A 15,862-nucleotide genomic window follows, 5' to 3' on the forward strand; every position below is an offset into this window, starting at 1 on the left:
AACCGTCGCAAGATCAGCCGTAGAGCCTTTGCGCCCAGTAGATCTGGTCGTCGGCGCTGGCATCGCCGTGATCGCCCCCCGTAGCCAAGGACATGCTGACTGTGCATCCCGCGTTCAACCGCAGCCTGGAGCTGCTGCGCGGCGCTGGCGTGCGCTTCACCGCGGTTGACGCCTTGCGTCCTGCCAGCCCAGACAACCCCTACCGATGGACCACTGTTCTCGATCTTCTCCGTGGCGGGCTCGGCGAGGCTGAGTGGTGCTCCAGCTCCAGCGCCAAGCTGTGTCACGGCCCTCTCCATAGTGGCTGAGGGTTTGCCCATGACTGTCCCTTTCGCGCCGTCGTCCTGACATTTCCGCAGGTGAAGACTGCCCCCCGAGAATCGCGGACCGCTGGAACACTGTCCGAGGCTGTTCGGCCAGATCCTCAGCCCCCTCTCGAACGGGACGTTCATGCGAAATCCGCATCATCATTTCCGCCACGTACGAGCCATGAGCCTGCTCGCCGCAGTCGCGCTCGGCGTCGCCATGCTCCCCATCCCCACCAAGCCCGCCGCCGCCGCGGCGGCCCCGACCAAGCCCGCCGCCGCCTCTCACCCGATCACCGGTGAGGAGGCGTCGCGCCAGGCCAAAGCCACCGGCAAGCGGGTGGAGGTGCCGGGGGCGACCACGGCCACCGACACCGTTACCGCCAACCCCGACGGCAGCTTCACTCTGAAGCGCACCGTCGAACCTGTGCGTAGGCAGGTCGACGGCGTCTGGCGTGACCTGGACCCCACGCTGCGGGTCAATGCCGACGGCGCCATCGTGCCGACGAACGTGACGGGTGACATCGTGCTGTCGGGCGGAGGCGGCAGCCCGCTGGCCACCATGGGCGACCGAGGACGTTCGGTGGCGTTCACGCTGCCGATGGGCCTGCCGAAGCCCACGCTCCAAGGCGACACCGCCACCTACACGAACGTGCTCCCAGACGTCGACCTTGAGGTGAAGGTCGACGAGCAGGGCGGCTTCTCCGAGGTGCTGGTCGTCCACACGCCCGCCGCGGCCGCCCGGCCCGAGGTGCAGCAGCTGCAACTCCAGCTGCGTACGGACGGCGTCACCGTCGCCACCGACGCCCACGGCAACCTCACGGGCAAGGACCGTAACGGTGAGGTCGTGCTCAGCGCCCCGGCGCCGCAGATGTGGGACTCGGCGGCGACCGGCGGCCGGTCCGGCACGCGTGACGCCCGCGGCGTCCTGCGTGACACGGTCACCGGAGCCGCCCTGGCCTCCGGCGTACACGGGCCGGGGCTGGGGGCGCACCGCGCCAAGCTGGGTGCGAAGGTCAGCGGCGGAAAGCTCACGCTGACGGCCGACCGCGCGTTGCTGACCGGCAAGGACACGGTCTACCCGGTCTACATCGACCCCGACGTCACCAACGCGTGGCACAAGAGCGGCTGGGCGACGGTGTCGCGCGGCTACAACGGAAACGACTACTCCAACAGCAACTACTGGAAGAACTCGCCGGACCCCGACGACAACCTCCAGGTGGGCAACTCCAACTGGACCAACCTCGGCATCTGGTCGCGTACGCTGCTGAACTTCAACATCGACCCGGCGCTGTGGAACGCGACGATCTCCAACGCGACGCTGCACACCAGCCTCATCCATTCCGCTTCGTGCACCGCCAAGTGGGTCAACGTCTACGCCCCGGCCGACACGCTGGCCCAGGCCAACGCCACCTGGAACTGGTGGAACGGGCGAAGCTGGGGCAGCTACGTGGACCACCAGCTGAAGGCGGCGGGCTACACCGGCTGCACCAGCGCCCAGGGCGTCGAGTTCAACGTCACCACCGCGGTCCGCAGCGCCGCCTCGGCGCACAAGCCCATCCAGACCTTCCTGCTGGCTGCCGCCGACGAGAACGACTACCTGGCGTACAAGGAGTTCAACGAGGTCGACACCAGCCCGCTGTCGCTGGAGGTCACCTACAACAACCCGCCGACCACCCCGGCGGCGAACGCGCTGACCACCAGCCCGCTCACGACGTGCCAGGCCAGCCCGTCGAGCGTGATCGGCGACGCCGACGTCTCGCTCTACGCCCAGATCACCGACCCGGACCGCCAGGTCGTCAGCGCGCAGTTCCAGCTGTGGCAGACCAGCGTGCCCGGCACGATCCTCGACGACGCGACCACGTCTCAGGTGTCGTCCGGCAGCACCGCGGTACGCGTCATCAACCGGACCCTGTTCCAGGGCAAGGCGGCGGGTGCCACGGCGAACTTCTCCTGGCATGTACGCGCCTGGGACGGATCGGCGTACAGCGGGTGGTCCCCGACCTGTACGTTCACGTTCGATCAGACCCGGCTGGGTGCACCCGGGGTGCCCCAGTTCGCCGACGGCTCGACCACCATCGGGCAGCCGTTCACCTTCACGGTGACCAGGCCGTCGGCCACGGCCACGCCGAGCTCGTACCTGGTGCAGCTCAACGGCGGCACGCCGAGCAGCGTCACCGCCGACGCGGCGAACAACTACCAGGCCAGCGTCACCATCACGCCGACCCGGCACACCAACGTGCTCAGCGTCATCAGCGTCTCGGCGGGCGGCAACATCGGCGACTCGGCCCAGCGCGTCTTCGTGTCCAACCCCGGACCGGGCATGCCTGACGCCGACCTGACCGGTGACGGCATCGCCGACCTGCTCAGCGTCGGCGGGGTCAACAACCTCACCTCCGGGCTGTGGCTGGCCTCGGGCAAGAGCAACGGCACCGTGGCACCGGCGATGACCAACATCGGGGTACGCGGCATCGGCATCGGTCTGCACGACGACTCGACCGACTTCGACGACGCCATCGCCGTCACCGGCCGCTTCTACGGCGCTGGCCCGCAGGACGTCCTCGTCTACTACCCGACCGGCTACCGCACCGGCGTGAACGGCTACAGCGCGGGCGAGAACGCCGGCGGTGGCTTCATCCTGGAGGGGCGCGGTGACGGCTCGCCGCTCAGCCCGATCGGCGAGGCGAACATCTCGGCCGGTACCTTCAACAACGGATACGGCCAGCCGGTGCAGCTGGTCAACGCCGGTGACACGCGCCACCGCGGCAGCGTGTACCCGGACCTGATCGGCATCACCAGTGACGGGACGACGTCCTTCCTGGACTACTTCCCCAACAACGACATGGTCGGCGGCTTCCCGATGAGCGAAAAGCTCGACGGGGTCCTCACGCCGACCGGCGACGCGAACTGGCAGGACTGGACCATCGCCGCCGCCGAGGCCGCCGGCGGCACCTCGCTGTTCCTGTGGAAGAAGAGCACCGGTGCGCTCTACCTGTGGACCGGTCTGAGCCACACCGCCGGCACGAACACGCTGACGAAGACCTCGTACCTGCTGAGCTCGTCGTGGTCCACGACCTCGCGCACCCTGCGCGCCGCCGACATCGACGGCGACGGGGACGCGGACCTGTGGAGCGTCGACCCGAACGGCATCGTGCAGGCCTACCTCGTCACGCTGACGCCGACCGTCAGCATCGTCGGGCAGGCGACGCAGCCGCTGAGCTCGGCCAAGCACATCTGGGCGCTGTCGGACGCGCTCTCGGGCGCGGTCACCACGGCACGCGACCCGGTGGGCGGTAAGGATCTGACGGGCAACGGCGGAGTCACCTTCACCACCGGTGACCTGTTCAGCCCCGACGTCACCTTCGACGGCACCTCCGGATACCTGTCCAGCAGCACCGCCGGAGTCGACACCAACAACGACTTCACGGTGTCGCTGTGGGCCAAGCCCACCGCGGCGGGCGGCGTGGTCTACTCGCAGCACGGCACGAATCAGCAGTCGCTGACGATCTCCATGAACGCGACCGTCAACTCGTGGAACGTCGACATGGGCCGCAACGACAGCCCGGGTCTTCAGCTCTACGACGGGGGCAGCGCCGGTGCCAACAGCGCGCAGCTCAACGTGTGGAGCCAGCTGACCGTCACGTTCAAGAAGTCCACCGGTGAGCTGAAGCTCTACGTCAACGGCGTCCTGTCGATGTCGATCACCCACACGTCGACCTGGACGGGCGTCAACCTGCGGATCGGCAGCCTGGGCGTCTCCACCCAGTCGCTGTTCTTCAAGGGGCAGCTGGCCATCGTGCAGAGCTGGGACAGCGTAGTCGACCCGGCCAGCCCGGCCGGGTACTTCAAGCCGACGGGATACCAGCGGCTGCTGGACACCCGCGACGGCACCGGCGGCATCACCGGTCCGATCCCCGTGAACTGGCCCCACTCGCTCAAGGTGACCGGGGTCGGCGGCATTCCGGCCACCGGCGTCACCGCGGTCGCGCTCACGGTCGCCACGCTCAGCCAGACCGCAGGCGGCGTCCTGACGATCTACCCCAGCGGTACACCGCGGCCGAGCACGTCCAGCCTCAACTGGGCGACCGGTGTGACGGTCTCCAACTCGGTGATCGTGCCGGTGGGAGCCAGTGGATACATCAACTTCTACATCACCAGCTCGTCCGGGGCGACCGCCCAGGTCATCATCGACTCGGTCGGATACTTCACCACCGATTCGGCGGCCACCGGCATCACCAGCTACACGCCGATGACGCCGATCCGGTTCATGGACACCCGCAACGGCACCGGCGGCAGTACCGGCAAGATCACCGGCGGTAATGCCAAGGTGCTCACGATCGGCGGGGTCAACGGGGTTCCGGCCGGGGTAAAGGCGGTGGCGATCAACCTCGCCGCGGTCGGGGCGAACGCCAACGGATTCCTCCAGACGTACCCCGATGGGACTGCCCGGCCCACGCTGGGTTCGGGCATCCAGTACAACGCGAGCATCGGAGCGTTCTCACAGCTGGCGCTCGTGCCGGTGGGTACCAACGGGAAGATCGACATCTACGTGTCGAGCGGCTCGGTGGACCTTATCGGTGACGTCGTGGGCTACTTCATGAGCGGTACAACCGGTCAGAAGTACCACCCGATGGCCGCCACCCGGCTGCTGGACACGCGCAACGACGGCGGTCCGGTGACCGGCGGCAGCGTCCGGCAGGTGTCGCAGAGCAACGCGGTGGTGGCACACAATCCCGTCGAGGTGCTCAACGTGACCGTCACCGGTCCGACCGGTGGTGCGTACATCGCCATCTACCCCGATGGCACGAGCCGACCCAGCCCGTATTCGAGTATCAACTTCGATACCGGCCTGACGATTCCCAACATGGCCCTGGCTTCCACGATCAACGGAACCGTGGACATCTGGGTCTCCGGTGCCTCGACGCACCTGGTCGTCGACTGCACCGGCTACTTCGCCGCCTACTGACGGCTCGTCCCGGGGCGCCCACCACGGCGCCCCGGGACCCTATACGGGGTCCGGTACGCGCAGCGTCAGTGACTGGAACCGGTTGCCGCGCCCAGCGTCGACGGAGTGGAAGTCCACGACCTCGAAGCACGCGGTGGCGAAGCCGAGCAGCTGCTCGTCGGTGCGCCACGAGAAGAAGCGCGGCGGCACGTACTTGTCATCCTCCATGGGGCCTTCGCGGCTCTCGTCGGCGCCGTACACCCCGAGGAAGAAGAGCCCGCCGGGGCGCAGCACCGCCCAGATGGCCGCCAAGGCCGCGGGCAGGTCGCGGTTGGGCACGTGCAGCAGGCAGTTCATCGAGAACACCGCGTCGAACGAGGCGGGCGGGAAGCCCAGCCGCAGGAAGTCCATGACGTGGGCCTCGATGCCCTTGGCCCGGCAGTGTTCCACCATCACCGGCGAGAGGTCGGCCGCGACCACGGAGAAGCCCTCCTCCTGGAAGTAGGCGCTGTCGTGCCCGGCGCCCGCGCCGACCTCCAGGACCCGGGCGTACGGCGCCAGCCGGTCGCGGAAGGCCTGCCGCTCCGCGAGCTTCCACGGGTCCTTGGCGAGCCTGTCCCGCTCGCCGGCCCGCGCGTCGTACGCCTCCCGCAGCGGGTCGAGCACTTCGTCGTATCGCACCGTCATGCCGCTCATTATCGGCGTCCCTCGGGTTGTCGGCCGTCCCGTCGACATCGGCGACGGCCGTTCGTGCAGTTTCGGGAAAATGCACGATAATGGCCCAAGATTCCAGCACTTTCCCCGAAACTGCACCGTGCCGAGCCGAGGTGCACCGCGCCGGGCCGAGGTGGGACGGGGGTCGGAGGTCCGCCGAGCGGGGTCGGCATTGACACATGTTAATCAGGACGGTTATCTATGGGACAGCAAAATAACGTTATAGAGCGGTGCCGCCTTCTCCCGCGTGCGGCACCGCGCCGACCGCGCTGACGCGCTCCGTCCCAAGGAGAACCCATGCAGCGAGCACGCCCCCCGGCACGCCTGCGACGCGCCGTACTGTCCGCCCTCACCGGCCTGGCCGTGATCGCGGCCGGGCTGACCACCACCGCGACACCGGCCGCCGCCGCGCCCGCGCAGCCGTCCCCGCTCACCACCCCCTGGACCGCCCAGGCCCTCAACGGCACGCCGCTGCCGGAGTATCCCCGGCCGCAGATGACCCGGCCGGACTGGATGAACCTCAACGGCGAGTGGCAGCTGCGCCAGTCGACCACCAACGACGCCCCGGTGTTCGGCCAGACGCTGCCCGAGCGAGTGAACGTGCCGTTCCCGGTCGAGTCGGCGCTGTCGGGCATCAAGCGCGCCGCCAACGACAACCGCTACTGGCTGTTCTACCGACGTACCTTCACCGTCCCGGCGGCCTGGTCCGGCAGGCGGGTGCAGCTGCACTTCGGCGCGGTCGACTGGCAGACCACGGTATGGGTCAACGGCGTACAGGTCGGCGGCCACACCGGCGGCTACGACCGGTTCGAGTTCGACATCACCCCGCAGCTCAACGGCGGCACCAACGAGCTGATCGTGAAGGTGTTCGACCCGACCGACTCCGGGGTCAACGGCACCAACCCGGCCCGGGGCAAGCAGGTCCGCAACCCGGGCGGCATCATGTACATCCCGTCGTCGGGCATCTGGCAGACGGTGTGGCTGGAGCCGACGCCCACGTCGTCGGTCTACAGCGTCGACTTCTATCCCAACCTCAGCAACAACACGCTGCGGGTGCGGGTCTTCACCCGCGGGGACGTGACCGGGCACTCGGTGTTCGCCGAGGCCCTCAACGGCAGCACCGTCGTCGGCAGCGCCACCGGCGCGTTCACCGACTTCAGCGTTCCGGTGCCCAACGCCCGCCGCTGGTCACCCGACGACCCGTTCCTCTACAACCTGCGCATCTCGCTGCGCAACGCGGCCGGGACCACCGTCGACCAGACCATGCACTACTTCGGTATGCGTGAGGTCGGCAAGGCCGTCATCAACGGGCGGCTCATGCCGACCCTCAACGGCCAGTTCGTGCTGCAGAACGGCACCCTCGACCAGGGGTTCTGGCCCGACGGCCTGTACACCGCCCCGACCGACGCCGCGCTGGCCGCCGACGTGCAGAAGATCAAGGACCTCGGCCTGAACATGGTGCGCAAGCACATCAAGGTCGAGCCGCAGCGCTGGTTCTATCACGCCGACCGCATCGGCCTGCTCGTCTGGCAGGACATGCCGAGCATGCACGGCGTGCCCGGCACCGCCGAGCAGCACGCCCAGTTCGAGACCGAGCTCGGCCAGATCGTCGACGAGCACCGCTCGGCACCGTCGGTGATCGCCTACGTCCCGTTCAACGAGGGCTGGGGCGAGTGGAACCTCGCCGACACGACCCGCATCGTGCAGAACGTCAAGAACCAGGACCCGACCCGGTTCGTCAACGCGCACAGCGGCTTCAACTGCTGCGCCTCCAAGGGCGACCCCGCCAACGGCGACTTCATCGACTGGCACATGTACGTCGGGCCCGACGCCCCGATCCCGTCGGGCACCCGCGTCTCGGTGCTGGGGGAGTACGGCGGCCTCGGCGTGCGCACCCCCGGCCACGAGTACAGCCCCAACGGCCAGTTCGGCGCGTACGAGATGCACCCCAACGCCACGTCGATCACCGACCGGTACGTCGGCCTGATCAACTCCGCCACCACCCTGATGTACAGCCGTGGCGTCAGCGCCCTGGTCTACACCCAGCCGTTCGACGTCGAGGGCGAGGTCAACGGCTTCTGGACCTACGACCGGCAGGTGATGAAGTTCGACGCCGCCCGCGTCCGCGCCGCCAACCTCGGCATCATCGCGGCGTCCAAGCAGCTCAACACGAGCCCGCCGCCCGGCGGACAGAACCTCTACGGCCCCGGCGGCAAATGCGTCGACGTGGCCGCCGACGACACCGGCGGCAACGGCGCGGCCGTGCAGCTATGGGACTGCCAGGGCTACGCCGCCGACCAGCGCTGGGCCTGGAACGGCAGCACCCTGCGCACCCTCGGCCGGTGCCTGGACGTCACCAACAACGGCACTGGCAACGGCGCGCTGCTGCAACTGTGGGACTGCAACGGCGGCGGCGCCCAGAACTGGGTCCCGCAGGCCAACGGCACGCTGCTCAACCCGCAGTCCGGGCGCTGCATCGACTCCCCGAGCGGAGCCACCGCCAACGGGACCCGGCTGCAGATCTACGACTGCAACGGCTCCGGGGCGCAACTGGTCCGCGTCGGCGGCGGCTCCGGCAGCGCCACCAACATCCTCGGTCCCGGCGGCAAGTGCGTCGACGTGGCCGCCGACGACACCGGCGGCAATGGTGCGGCTGTACAGCTGTGGGACTGCCAGTACACCTCGCAGGACCAGCGCTGGGCCTGGAACGGCCTGACGCTGCGCTCGCTGGGCCGGTGCCTGGACGTCACCGGCAACGGCACCGCCAACGGGGTGCAGCTGCAACTGTGGGACTGCAACGGTGGCGGCGCCCAGGTCTGGGTGCCGCAGGCCAACGGCGGACTGCGCAACCCGCAGTCGGGGCGCTGCGTCGACTCCCCGAGCGGGTCGACTGCCAACGGCGCCAGGCTGCAGATCTACGACTGCAACGGCTCGACCGCGCAGGTCTTCAGCAAGCAGTGACCGCGTGCGCCGGGCGGGCGGGTCACCCGCCCGCCCGGCCTCGTCTATGCGAGCGCTCCGATGTCGCCGACCGACTGTGAGTCGGCGAGCGCGGACACGAGGCGGTCGTGCTCAGCCTGGGTGCCGATGGCGTCTCGGTGCTCAGGATGGTCGAGGTACCACCTGATGGCGGCCGCCACGAACCGTGGGTCGGCGTCCCAGCCTTCAGCTGGGTCGCGGTCGCGGGCGCGGTCGCGGTCGCGGCGCGACCGCTCGGGTTGTCGCGCCGCGGCTGAGGAGGAGGCCTCGGAGGTCGGCGGGAACTGCCGGCGCAACTGAGGCCAGGGTATTTCCCTGCTGCGCAGCAGGCTCAGTCGGACGCCGTTCGGGCGCAGCTCCAGCCTCGGCACGTCGCACCACATCATCGCGCCGAACATGCCGACGCCCGCGAGGATCAGCAGGCCGACGACCAAGCCGTAACGTGGTCCGCGGTCGAGCTGGTTGGCGATGGCGTGGACCTGAACGAGCACGAGGACGAAAGCCCACCTGCGCCAGGACCGGGACGAGGTGGTGAAGCCGTGACCTGTCACGGCGAACCTGGCGTCGCTTCCCGAGGGCCGCAGGTTCACGTACACCAACACCGCCAGGCCCACCACCGACGGTCCGAACCTCAGCGAATCCTCCAGGACCAACTGGCTCTCCGGCACGTTGACCGCGGCGACCTGGGATGCCGCCGCCGCCAGGGCGATCAGGACGAACAGCAGGGCGCGTCTGCGTGGCCGGGTGAGAAGCACGGGCCGGACCGTAGCAGCGTTGCGCCAATTTCGTGTGTTCGTCGGGGGCCGATCTCGGTGTGGCCGGAGCGGCTAACGTCTCGGGGCGCGCCGCGGTGGTGCGGTGCCCGCGATCGCGGCCAGGCGTCTGCGGTAATGGGTCGCGGTGCTCGCCAGCGTCTGGGCCAGCGGGCAGGGCAGTGCCCGGCCGCAGGTGCACACGCCGTTGACACGGGCGTGTTCGTGCAACAGGGCCGTGGCCGCGTCGATCCTGCCCCGAGCGTATGCGACGAACTGCTCGCGGTTGAGAACCCGGCCGGTTCCGGCCATCGATGTCGAGTCGTCATACATGACTGCCTCCCGACATCTGTATGCCTCAGGAGTGGGCCGAACTAACCAGGACGGCCGAGATGGGTGCCACCGGTTCGAGCCTGGAGGTGGAATGCCTTTGTCCTCGACCTGGCGTGCTGGTTAGCATCCACAAATGAGTGCAATCCGGAACAACGGCGTGCGCCTGCGGTTCTTCACCGAGCCCGGGGAGTTCCTCGCCTCCGTCGGAGACCATCTGGCCGCCGACCCGGTCGTCAGCACGGTCGTCACGACGGCTGCCCACCGAAGGCTGTCGCAGCTCGCCGCGGGGATGCCGACCCCCGACCGTGACTGGTGGCTGGCGGTGTACGACGACTCGGGCGCCGTGGTCGGGGCCGGTATGCGGGCGGCGCCCTCCGCGCCGTACCCGCTGTTCCTGCTGCCGATGCCGGACGAGGCGGCCGTGGCGCTGGCCCGGACGCTGCACGAGCGGGGCGAGGAGGTGCTTGCGGTCAACGGGGCACTGCCCGGCGTCGAGCTGTGCGCCGCCGAACTGGTGCGGCTCGGCGGTGGCCGGGTCGAGGTCGGTCGCCACACCCGCCTGCACGAACTCGGCGAGCTGGTGGGGCCAAGGCCCGTGCCCGGCCTGCTCGTCGCCGCCACCGGCGATGACCTGGATCTGGTGGCACGATGGTTCGACGCGTTCGTGGGTGACGCCGACGAGCAGGCGGGCCGCACGCGCGGCGACGGCGCGCACGAGATCCATGACCGCGCCGAGCTGCTGCGCCGGATCGAATCCGGCCGCCTGTGGTTCTGGGTCGACGATACCGGTGCGCCGGTGCACCTGACCGGCGCCAATCCGCCCTCGTTCGGGGTGGCCCGGATCGGTCCGGTGTACACGCCACCGGGGCAGCGGGGCCGGGGCTGGGCCGGCAACGCGGTCGCCGAGGTGTCCCGGCGGATCCAGGCGGAGGGCGCGCGGGCCTGCCTGTTCACCGACCAGGCCAACCCGACGTCGAACAAGATCTACGCCGCCCTCGGCTACCGGCCGGTGGTCGACATGGCCAACCTCGTGATCTCCCGCTGACCACCCGCACGGCCCCGCAGCTACCGGATGCCGGTCCGTGGGACGGACCCAGCCGCGCAGCCGGACCTGTCGGCCTTGGGCAGCCGGACCTGTCGGCCTTGGGCAGCCGGACCTGTCAGCCTTGGATAGCCGGACCTGTCAGCCTTGGATCGGGGCGGAGAAGATCAGACGGACCTCCGTCGTCCGGTATCCGGCCAGCTCGAACGCCTTCGCCATCGGACGGTTGCCCAGGTCGGTGGTGGCAGTGATCACCTCGGCTCCGGCCGCGGCGTGAAAACGTGTGATGGCGGCCAGGAGCTCCGTCACGTACCCGTGTCCACGCAGCTCCGGCACCACGCCGAGGTAGCCGACGTTGCGGTGGTAGGGCGTGGCGGACGGGATCGCGAGTCCGGCCAGGGCGCCGTCGCGGGTGTGTGCCAGCCGCCACCACTCCCGCTTGCCGGGCCGGTCGAGGTAGAACGCCAGCGCCTCGCGGGCAGTGGCCTCCGCCCCCTGCGCGGCCTCGCCCTCCCGGGTGTGCGCGTCGAGCGAGCCTTCGGCGACGCGCAGCATCGCCGCCAGGAACACCTCGTCGTCGGGTTCGGCTGTGAAGACCAGCCGCTCGGGCTGCTCGGGAACACCGGCTTGCGGCGTCCACTCGTACTGCAGCCGCTCCACCTCGACGGTCAACCCGGCCCGGCGGGCGGCCTCCTGCCGCCAGGTGACCGCGGTGACGTACGCCGAATCGTCGCGCCAACCGCCCGGCAGCCGCATCAGGTTGTACAGCGGCGGCTGCGGCGCGCCCGCCTCGCCGAACGCGTAGTGCGCAGCGTCGAGCAGCCCGGCCGCCAGCGCGGCCCGGTCGGCGGCGGGGACCTCGTCGGCTGTGGTCAGACAGTCCAGCGCCAGCGGGTGGGTGCTGTCGTGCTGCCCCCACCACAGGGCGCGGGCCAGAATCCGACCGTCGCGGTCCTGGGCGACCCAGGTCCACTCGGGACGGTACTGGCGCTGTGCGGCCTCGGCGCGGTAGCGGTCGGCGGGCAGCCGCCAGACCGGCTCGGCCGAGGTCAGTGCCAGGGCTTGGTCCAGGTCTGGTCCGGTGGTCGCGGTCCGGAACCGCACGGTCTGGGCTGCGTCGGGGCTCACGCGGGGTCCTCTCGGGGTACGTGTGACAGCCGGAGCCGTCATACGTTCGTCACCGACCTTCGGACCATCCAAGATCAGTTAGGCCCTCCAGTATCCGTGCCGTATCTCGCATGGGCAAACGGGTTCTACCGGTGTGCTCCGTAAGAAGGGCACCTTCTACTACGGGAAGCGATAAGAAGGTGCCCTTCCTTGCGGCGGAGCCGTGCGGCTGGGGGCTACGTTGTCGGGCGCGGCTGGCTTGTGCCGGGGGTGGGCCTGCGGCGTCGCGAGAGGATCAGCCCGGCCGCGCCGAGCAGTGGCAGCGCGATCAGCCACCACCAGGCGAACGCGTCGGGCGCGGACCGGGTGTCCGCGACCGGGGCGATGGGAGCCGGGGACGGCGAATCCTCGGTCGGCGCGGGGGTGGGCATGGGCGACGCGGAGGGCGACGACGTGGCTGCCGCAGGGGTCGTCGGCGGGGCGGCCTTCGGGCTTGCCGCCGAGCGGGGACGGCTGCTCGCGACAGGGGCCTTGGTGGTCGAACCGGTGCCGATCCGGAACTGCCGGTCGCTGCCCACGTGCGACCTGACGTCGTACTGCACCTGGTTGCCGTTGGCGTCCAAGGCGTTGCCGACCCCGGCTCCGGTGGGGGAGAGCTTGTAGGTGCCGGACCGGAACCCTTTCAGGCTGACCCGTACCGGCACCTGGAGTTGCTGGCCGGGAGACAGGAGCGGCTGATCCGGGTAGAACTCGACCGGGTACGTGTTGGCCTCGGCGGGCAGGGTCGTGTGCCAGGTGTGCGTCGTCGGGTCGAGGAAGCTGGCGGTGGTGCCGGTGGCGTCGTCCGGCGCGCACATGCAGGTGTTCCAGATCTGGAACGGCAGCTGGATCAGGTGGAGCCGGTATTTTGACTGCTGGCTGACGGTGAGCGTGAACGACAGCGTCGCGCCGGGAGTCACGCTGCTGGGCGCGCCGGTGATCGCCGCGTAGGTGTCGATCGGCGCAGGTGCCGCCGTCGCCGATGTGGCGGCCGTCAACGCCGCGACGCACGCGGTTACCGCGATACCGAGTCTGCGTGTCAGCCGCAGCACCATGTCGAGACCTCCCCAGGATCTGGTCCGGGCAGGGTAGCAAGGACCGACCCGGCAGGTGCCCCGGCCGCTGAGCCCGACTCCGTGGCGCTCTCCGTGGTGGGCACGGATGTGTCAGGTCGGCCGCTGCGTGAGGCTTGTCCTGTGGCCGGGAAAGGCCTCGGCAAGGACGAGAAAGGGTCGACGCGGCCCATGACCTCAGGAGTGACCATGAGCGGCACCACCACTGCGAAGAGCAAGAAGCACGACGGTTTCAGCGACGACGAGCGCGCCGCGATGAAGGAGCACGCCCGCGAGCTGAAGGCTGCCGCGCGGCGCGACCCGAGCACGGCCCGTGCCGAAGCCGAGGGCGAGGTGCTCGCGAAGATCGCCGAGATGCCGGAGCCGGATCGGGCCATGGCGCGGCAACTGCACGAGATCGTCACCTCCAGCGCCCCGGAGCTGGCCCCGAAGCTGTGGTACGGCATGCCCGCGTACGCGAAGAATGGCAAGATCGTGTGCTTCTTCCAGAACTCGCAGAAGTTCAAGACGCGGTACGCGACCCTCGGCTTCAACGACGCGGCGAACCTCGACGAGGACACCATGTGGCCGACCGCCTTCGCGCTGACCGAGCTGACCCCGGCCACCGAGGCCAGGATCGCCGAGCTCGTGACCCGCGCGGCCGACTGACCGGTCGCACCCGAACCTCATCGCGAACAGGAGCCCCGACCGCCATGACGACCTCGCCCCGTACCGCCGAGCAGCGCAAGCAGGACACCCTGCACCGGCTCGAACACGACGTCGACGCCTGGGTGGCCACTGCGGACCCCACGGGCACCCCGTACCTGGTGCCGCTGTCCTACCTGTGGGACGGCGAGACGCTGCTGATCTCGACGGCCGCCGCCAACCCGACCGCCCGCAACCTGCGCGCCAACGGGCGGGTCCGGCTGACGGTCGGGCCGACCCGCGACGTGGTGCTCATCGAGGGAGCCGCCGAGATCGTGGCGGAACTTCCGGCCGGGGTCGGGGACGAGTTCGCGGCCAAGACCGGGTTCGACCCCCGCAGGTCACGGAACTATCCGTACTTCCGCATCCGGCCGGAGCTGGTCCAGGCCTGGCGCGAGGCCGACGAACTGGCGGGCCGGGACCTGATGGTCGACGGTCGGTGGCGGGTGTGACGGCTGCCGACCGGCCCGCGCGGCCGGAGTATGGTGTGGCAGCATTCGCGCTCGCCGTTCGACTGGATTAGAGGTCGGTGTATGACCACCGTCAACCAGATCATGGTGTCCTTCCACGGTGAGGGGTCGGGCACCGGTGAGCTGTCCTGGGGGCAGCGGGAGATCTGGTCGGCGATGCGGCGGCAGCAGTCGGCCATTCCGGTCGGCGGCTGCCTGCCGCTGCCCCCGGGCACCACCTTGGACGACATGGTGGCCGAGCTTCGCTTCAACATGAGCCGCCACCAGTCGATGCGTACCCGGCTGCGGTTCGACGCCGACGGTCGGCCGCGGCAGGTGGTGTCGGCATCGGGCGAGATCGCCTTGGAGATCGTGGACTCCGATGGCGAGGACCCCGCCGAGGTCGGCGAGCGGGTGCGACAGCGCTACTGGACCACCGAGTACGACTACACCGCCGAGTGGCCGCTGCGGATGGGCGTGGTCATGCGCGGTGGCGTGGCGACGCATGTCGTGGTCGTCTTCCACCACCTGGTCAGCGACGGGTTCGGCAGCCTGGTGATCACGTCCGATCTGGCCGAACGCGATCCGGTCACCGGACAGGCCGGGTCACCGGCGGCGTTGATGCAGCCGCTGGAGCAGGCCAGATGGCAGGCGACTCCGGCGGGCGTGCGGCAGCACGAGATGGCGATGCGGCACTGGGAGGGGCTGCTTCGGGCCATCCCGGCGCGACGGTTCTCGGGGTCGGACGACCCCCGCGAGCCGCGCTACTGGGAGGGCGAGCTGACCTCGCCCGCGATGCACGCCGCGGTGCGGATGATCGCGGCGCGGACCGCGACCGACGCCGGCACCGTGCTGCTGGCCGCGTTCGCGGTGGTGCTGGCCCGGCTGACCGCGGTCAACCCGGCGGTGGTCCGGACCGTGGTGAGCAACCGGTTCCGGCCCGGCCTGGCCGATGTCGTCAGCCCGGTGAACCAGACCAGCCTGTGCGCGCTCGACGTCGCCGACGCCACGTTCGACGAGGTGGTCCGGCGCACCCGCCAGCGCTCGATGGCCGCCTACAAGTACGCCTACTACGACCCGGAGCAGTTGGCCGAACTGGTGGCGCGGGTGGAGTCGGAGCGGGGCGAACCGCTGGACATCTCGTGCTTCTTCAACGACCGGCGGGTCCGCCACCGGGACGCCCCCGGGCCGGAGCCGACGGCCGAACAGGTCCAGGCGGCCGCCGACCGCACCGCGTTCCGCTGGCTGCGCCGCCAGGACCGGCCGTTCGAGCGGCTGTTCGTGCACGTCGAGGACGAGCCGGACACGCTCGTGCTCACGGTCTGCGGCGATACGCACCACGTGTCGCCCGCGGACCTGCGGGCGTGTCTGACCGGCATGGCGGCGCTGACGACCGAGGCGGCGCTGGACCCGGCGACCCGGACCGGCGTCTGACCGGCC

Annotated in this window: 11 protein-coding genes; 6 read left to right on the plus strand and 5 right to left on the minus strand. The window is 69.9% G+C overall.

Annotated elements, in window-relative coordinates; genetic code table 11:
- The first annotated feature begins 489 nt into the window (after positions 1-489).
- Positions 490-5,271 (plus strand): hypothetical protein, encoded by a 4,782-nt coding sequence (locus tag KUA19_RS33585; protein WP_217402671.1) that lies wholly within the window; start codon positions 490-492, stop codon positions 5,269-5,271.
- A gap of 39 nt (positions 5,272-5,310) precedes the next feature.
- Here the strand turns inward: KUA19_RS33585 and KUA19_RS33590 are convergent, their stop codons facing one another.
- Positions 5,311-5,946, minus strand: coding sequence for a class I SAM-dependent methyltransferase (locus KUA19_RS33590; protein WP_217402673.1), 636 nt, complete (start codon positions 5,944-5,946; stop codon positions 5,311-5,313).
- A gap of 315 nt (positions 5,947-6,261) precedes the next feature.
- On the opposite strand from KUA19_RS33590, the gene KUA19_RS33595 reads away from it, so the two are divergent.
- Entirely contained in the window at positions 6,262-8,925 is a 2,664-nt protein-coding gene (locus tag KUA19_RS33595; protein WP_217402675.1) for a ricin-type beta-trefoil lectin domain protein, read from the plus strand.
- A 44-nt stretch (positions 8,926-8,969) separates the two neighbouring features.
- Here the strand turns inward: KUA19_RS33595 and KUA19_RS33600 are convergent, their stop codons facing one another.
- Positions 8,970-9,698 carry a hypothetical protein gene (locus KUA19_RS33600; protein ID WP_217402677.1) on the minus strand — a complete coding sequence of 243 codons (729 nt, stop codon included), beginning with the start codon at positions 9,696-9,698 and terminating at the stop codon, positions 8,970-8,972.
- 72 nt (positions 9,699-9,770) lie between these two features.
- The gene (locus tag KUA19_RS33605) at positions 9,771-10,028 is read right to left on the minus strand and encodes a hypothetical protein (RefSeq protein WP_217402679.1); all 258 of its coding nucleotides are present in this window, start codon (positions 10,026-10,028) and stop codon (positions 9,771-9,773) included.
- 133 nt (positions 10,029-10,161) lie between these two features.
- Between KUA19_RS33605 and KUA19_RS33610 the strand changes: the two genes are divergently transcribed.
- Entirely contained in the window at positions 10,162-11,073 is a 912-nt protein-coding gene (locus tag KUA19_RS33610) for a GNAT family N-acetyltransferase (RefSeq protein WP_217402681.1), read from the plus strand.
- Between the two features lie 138 nt (positions 11,074-11,211).
- On the opposite strand, the gene KUA19_RS33615 is transcribed toward KUA19_RS33610, so the two are convergent.
- Both KUA19_RS33615 and KUA19_RS33620 read right to left on the minus strand, forming a co-directional pair.
- Positions 11,212-12,198, minus strand: a complete 987-nt coding sequence (locus KUA19_RS33615; RefSeq protein WP_308167803.1) for a GNAT family N-acetyltransferase — start codon at positions 12,196-12,198, stop codon at positions 11,212-11,214.
- Positions 12,199-12,413: 215 nt separating this feature from the next.
- Positions 12,414-13,271 carry a hypothetical protein gene (locus KUA19_RS33620; RefSeq protein ID WP_217402684.1) on the minus strand — a complete coding sequence of 286 codons (858 nt, stop codon included), beginning with the start codon at positions 13,269-13,271 and terminating at the stop codon, positions 12,414-12,416.
- A gap of 207 nt (positions 13,272-13,478) precedes the next feature.
- Here KUA19_RS33620 and KUA19_RS33625 point away from each other — a divergent pair, with 207 nt between their 5' ends.
- The 3 genes from KUA19_RS33625 (at position 13,479) to KUA19_RS33635 (ending at position 15,856) form a co-directional block, all read left to right on the plus strand.
- The gene (locus KUA19_RS33625) at positions 13,479-13,937 is read left to right on the plus strand and encodes an iron chaperone (protein WP_254550516.1); all 459 of its coding nucleotides are present in this window, start codon (positions 13,479-13,481) and stop codon (positions 13,935-13,937) included.
- A 44-nt stretch (positions 13,938-13,981) separates the two neighbouring features.
- Positions 13,982-14,425, plus strand: coding sequence for a pyridoxamine 5'-phosphate oxidase family protein (locus KUA19_RS33630; protein ID WP_217402686.1), 444 nt, complete (start codon positions 13,982-13,984; stop codon positions 14,423-14,425).
- A gap of 81 nt (positions 14,426-14,506) precedes the next feature.
- Positions 14,507-15,856: a condensation domain-containing protein gene (locus KUA19_RS33635; RefSeq protein ID WP_217402687.1), complete on the plus strand. Its 1,350-nt coding sequence runs from the start codon at positions 14,507-14,509 to the stop codon at positions 15,854-15,856.
- The last annotated feature ends 6 nt before the right edge of the window (positions 15,857-15,862 follow it).

It is taken from the genome of Catellatospora tritici (assembly GCF_019083965.1).
In the GTDB taxonomy this organism is placed as follows: Bacteria; Actinomycetota; Actinomycetes; order Mycobacteriales; family Micromonosporaceae; genus Catellatospora; species Catellatospora tritici.

Coding starts and splice junctions, on each gene's coding strand:
- KUA19_RS33595 (WP_217402675.1), top strand. CDS start 6,262: ATGCAGCGAGCACGCCCCCCGGCACGCCTGCGACGCGCCGTACTGTCC.
- KUA19_RS33630 (WP_217402686.1), top strand. CDS start 13,982: ATGACGACCTCGCCCCGTACCGCCGAGCAGCGCAAGCAGGACACCCTG.
- KUA19_RS33620 (WP_217402684.1), bottom strand. CDS start 13,271: ATGGTGCTGCGGCTGACACGCAGACTCGGTATCGCGGTAACCGCGTGC.
- KUA19_RS33635 (WP_217402687.1), top strand. CDS start 14,507: ATGACCACCGTCAACCAGATCATGGTGTCCTTCCACGGTGAGGGGTCG.
- KUA19_RS33625 (WP_254550516.1), top strand. CDS start 13,479: ATGAGCGGCACCACCACTGCGAAGAGCAAGAAGCACGACGGTTTCAGC.
- KUA19_RS33590 (WP_217402673.1), bottom strand. CDS start 5,946: ATGAGCGGCATGACGGTGCGATACGACGAAGTGCTCGACCCGCTGCGG.
- KUA19_RS33610 (WP_217402681.1), top strand. CDS start 10,162: ATGAGTGCAATCCGGAACAACGGCGTGCGCCTGCGGTTCTTCACCGAG.
- KUA19_RS33585 (WP_217402671.1), top strand. CDS start 490: ATGAGCCTGCTCGCCGCAGTCGCGCTCGGCGTCGCCATGCTCCCCATC.
- KUA19_RS33605 (WP_217402679.1), bottom strand. CDS start 10,028: ATGTATGACGACTCGACATCGATGGCCGGAACCGGCCGGGTTCTCAAC.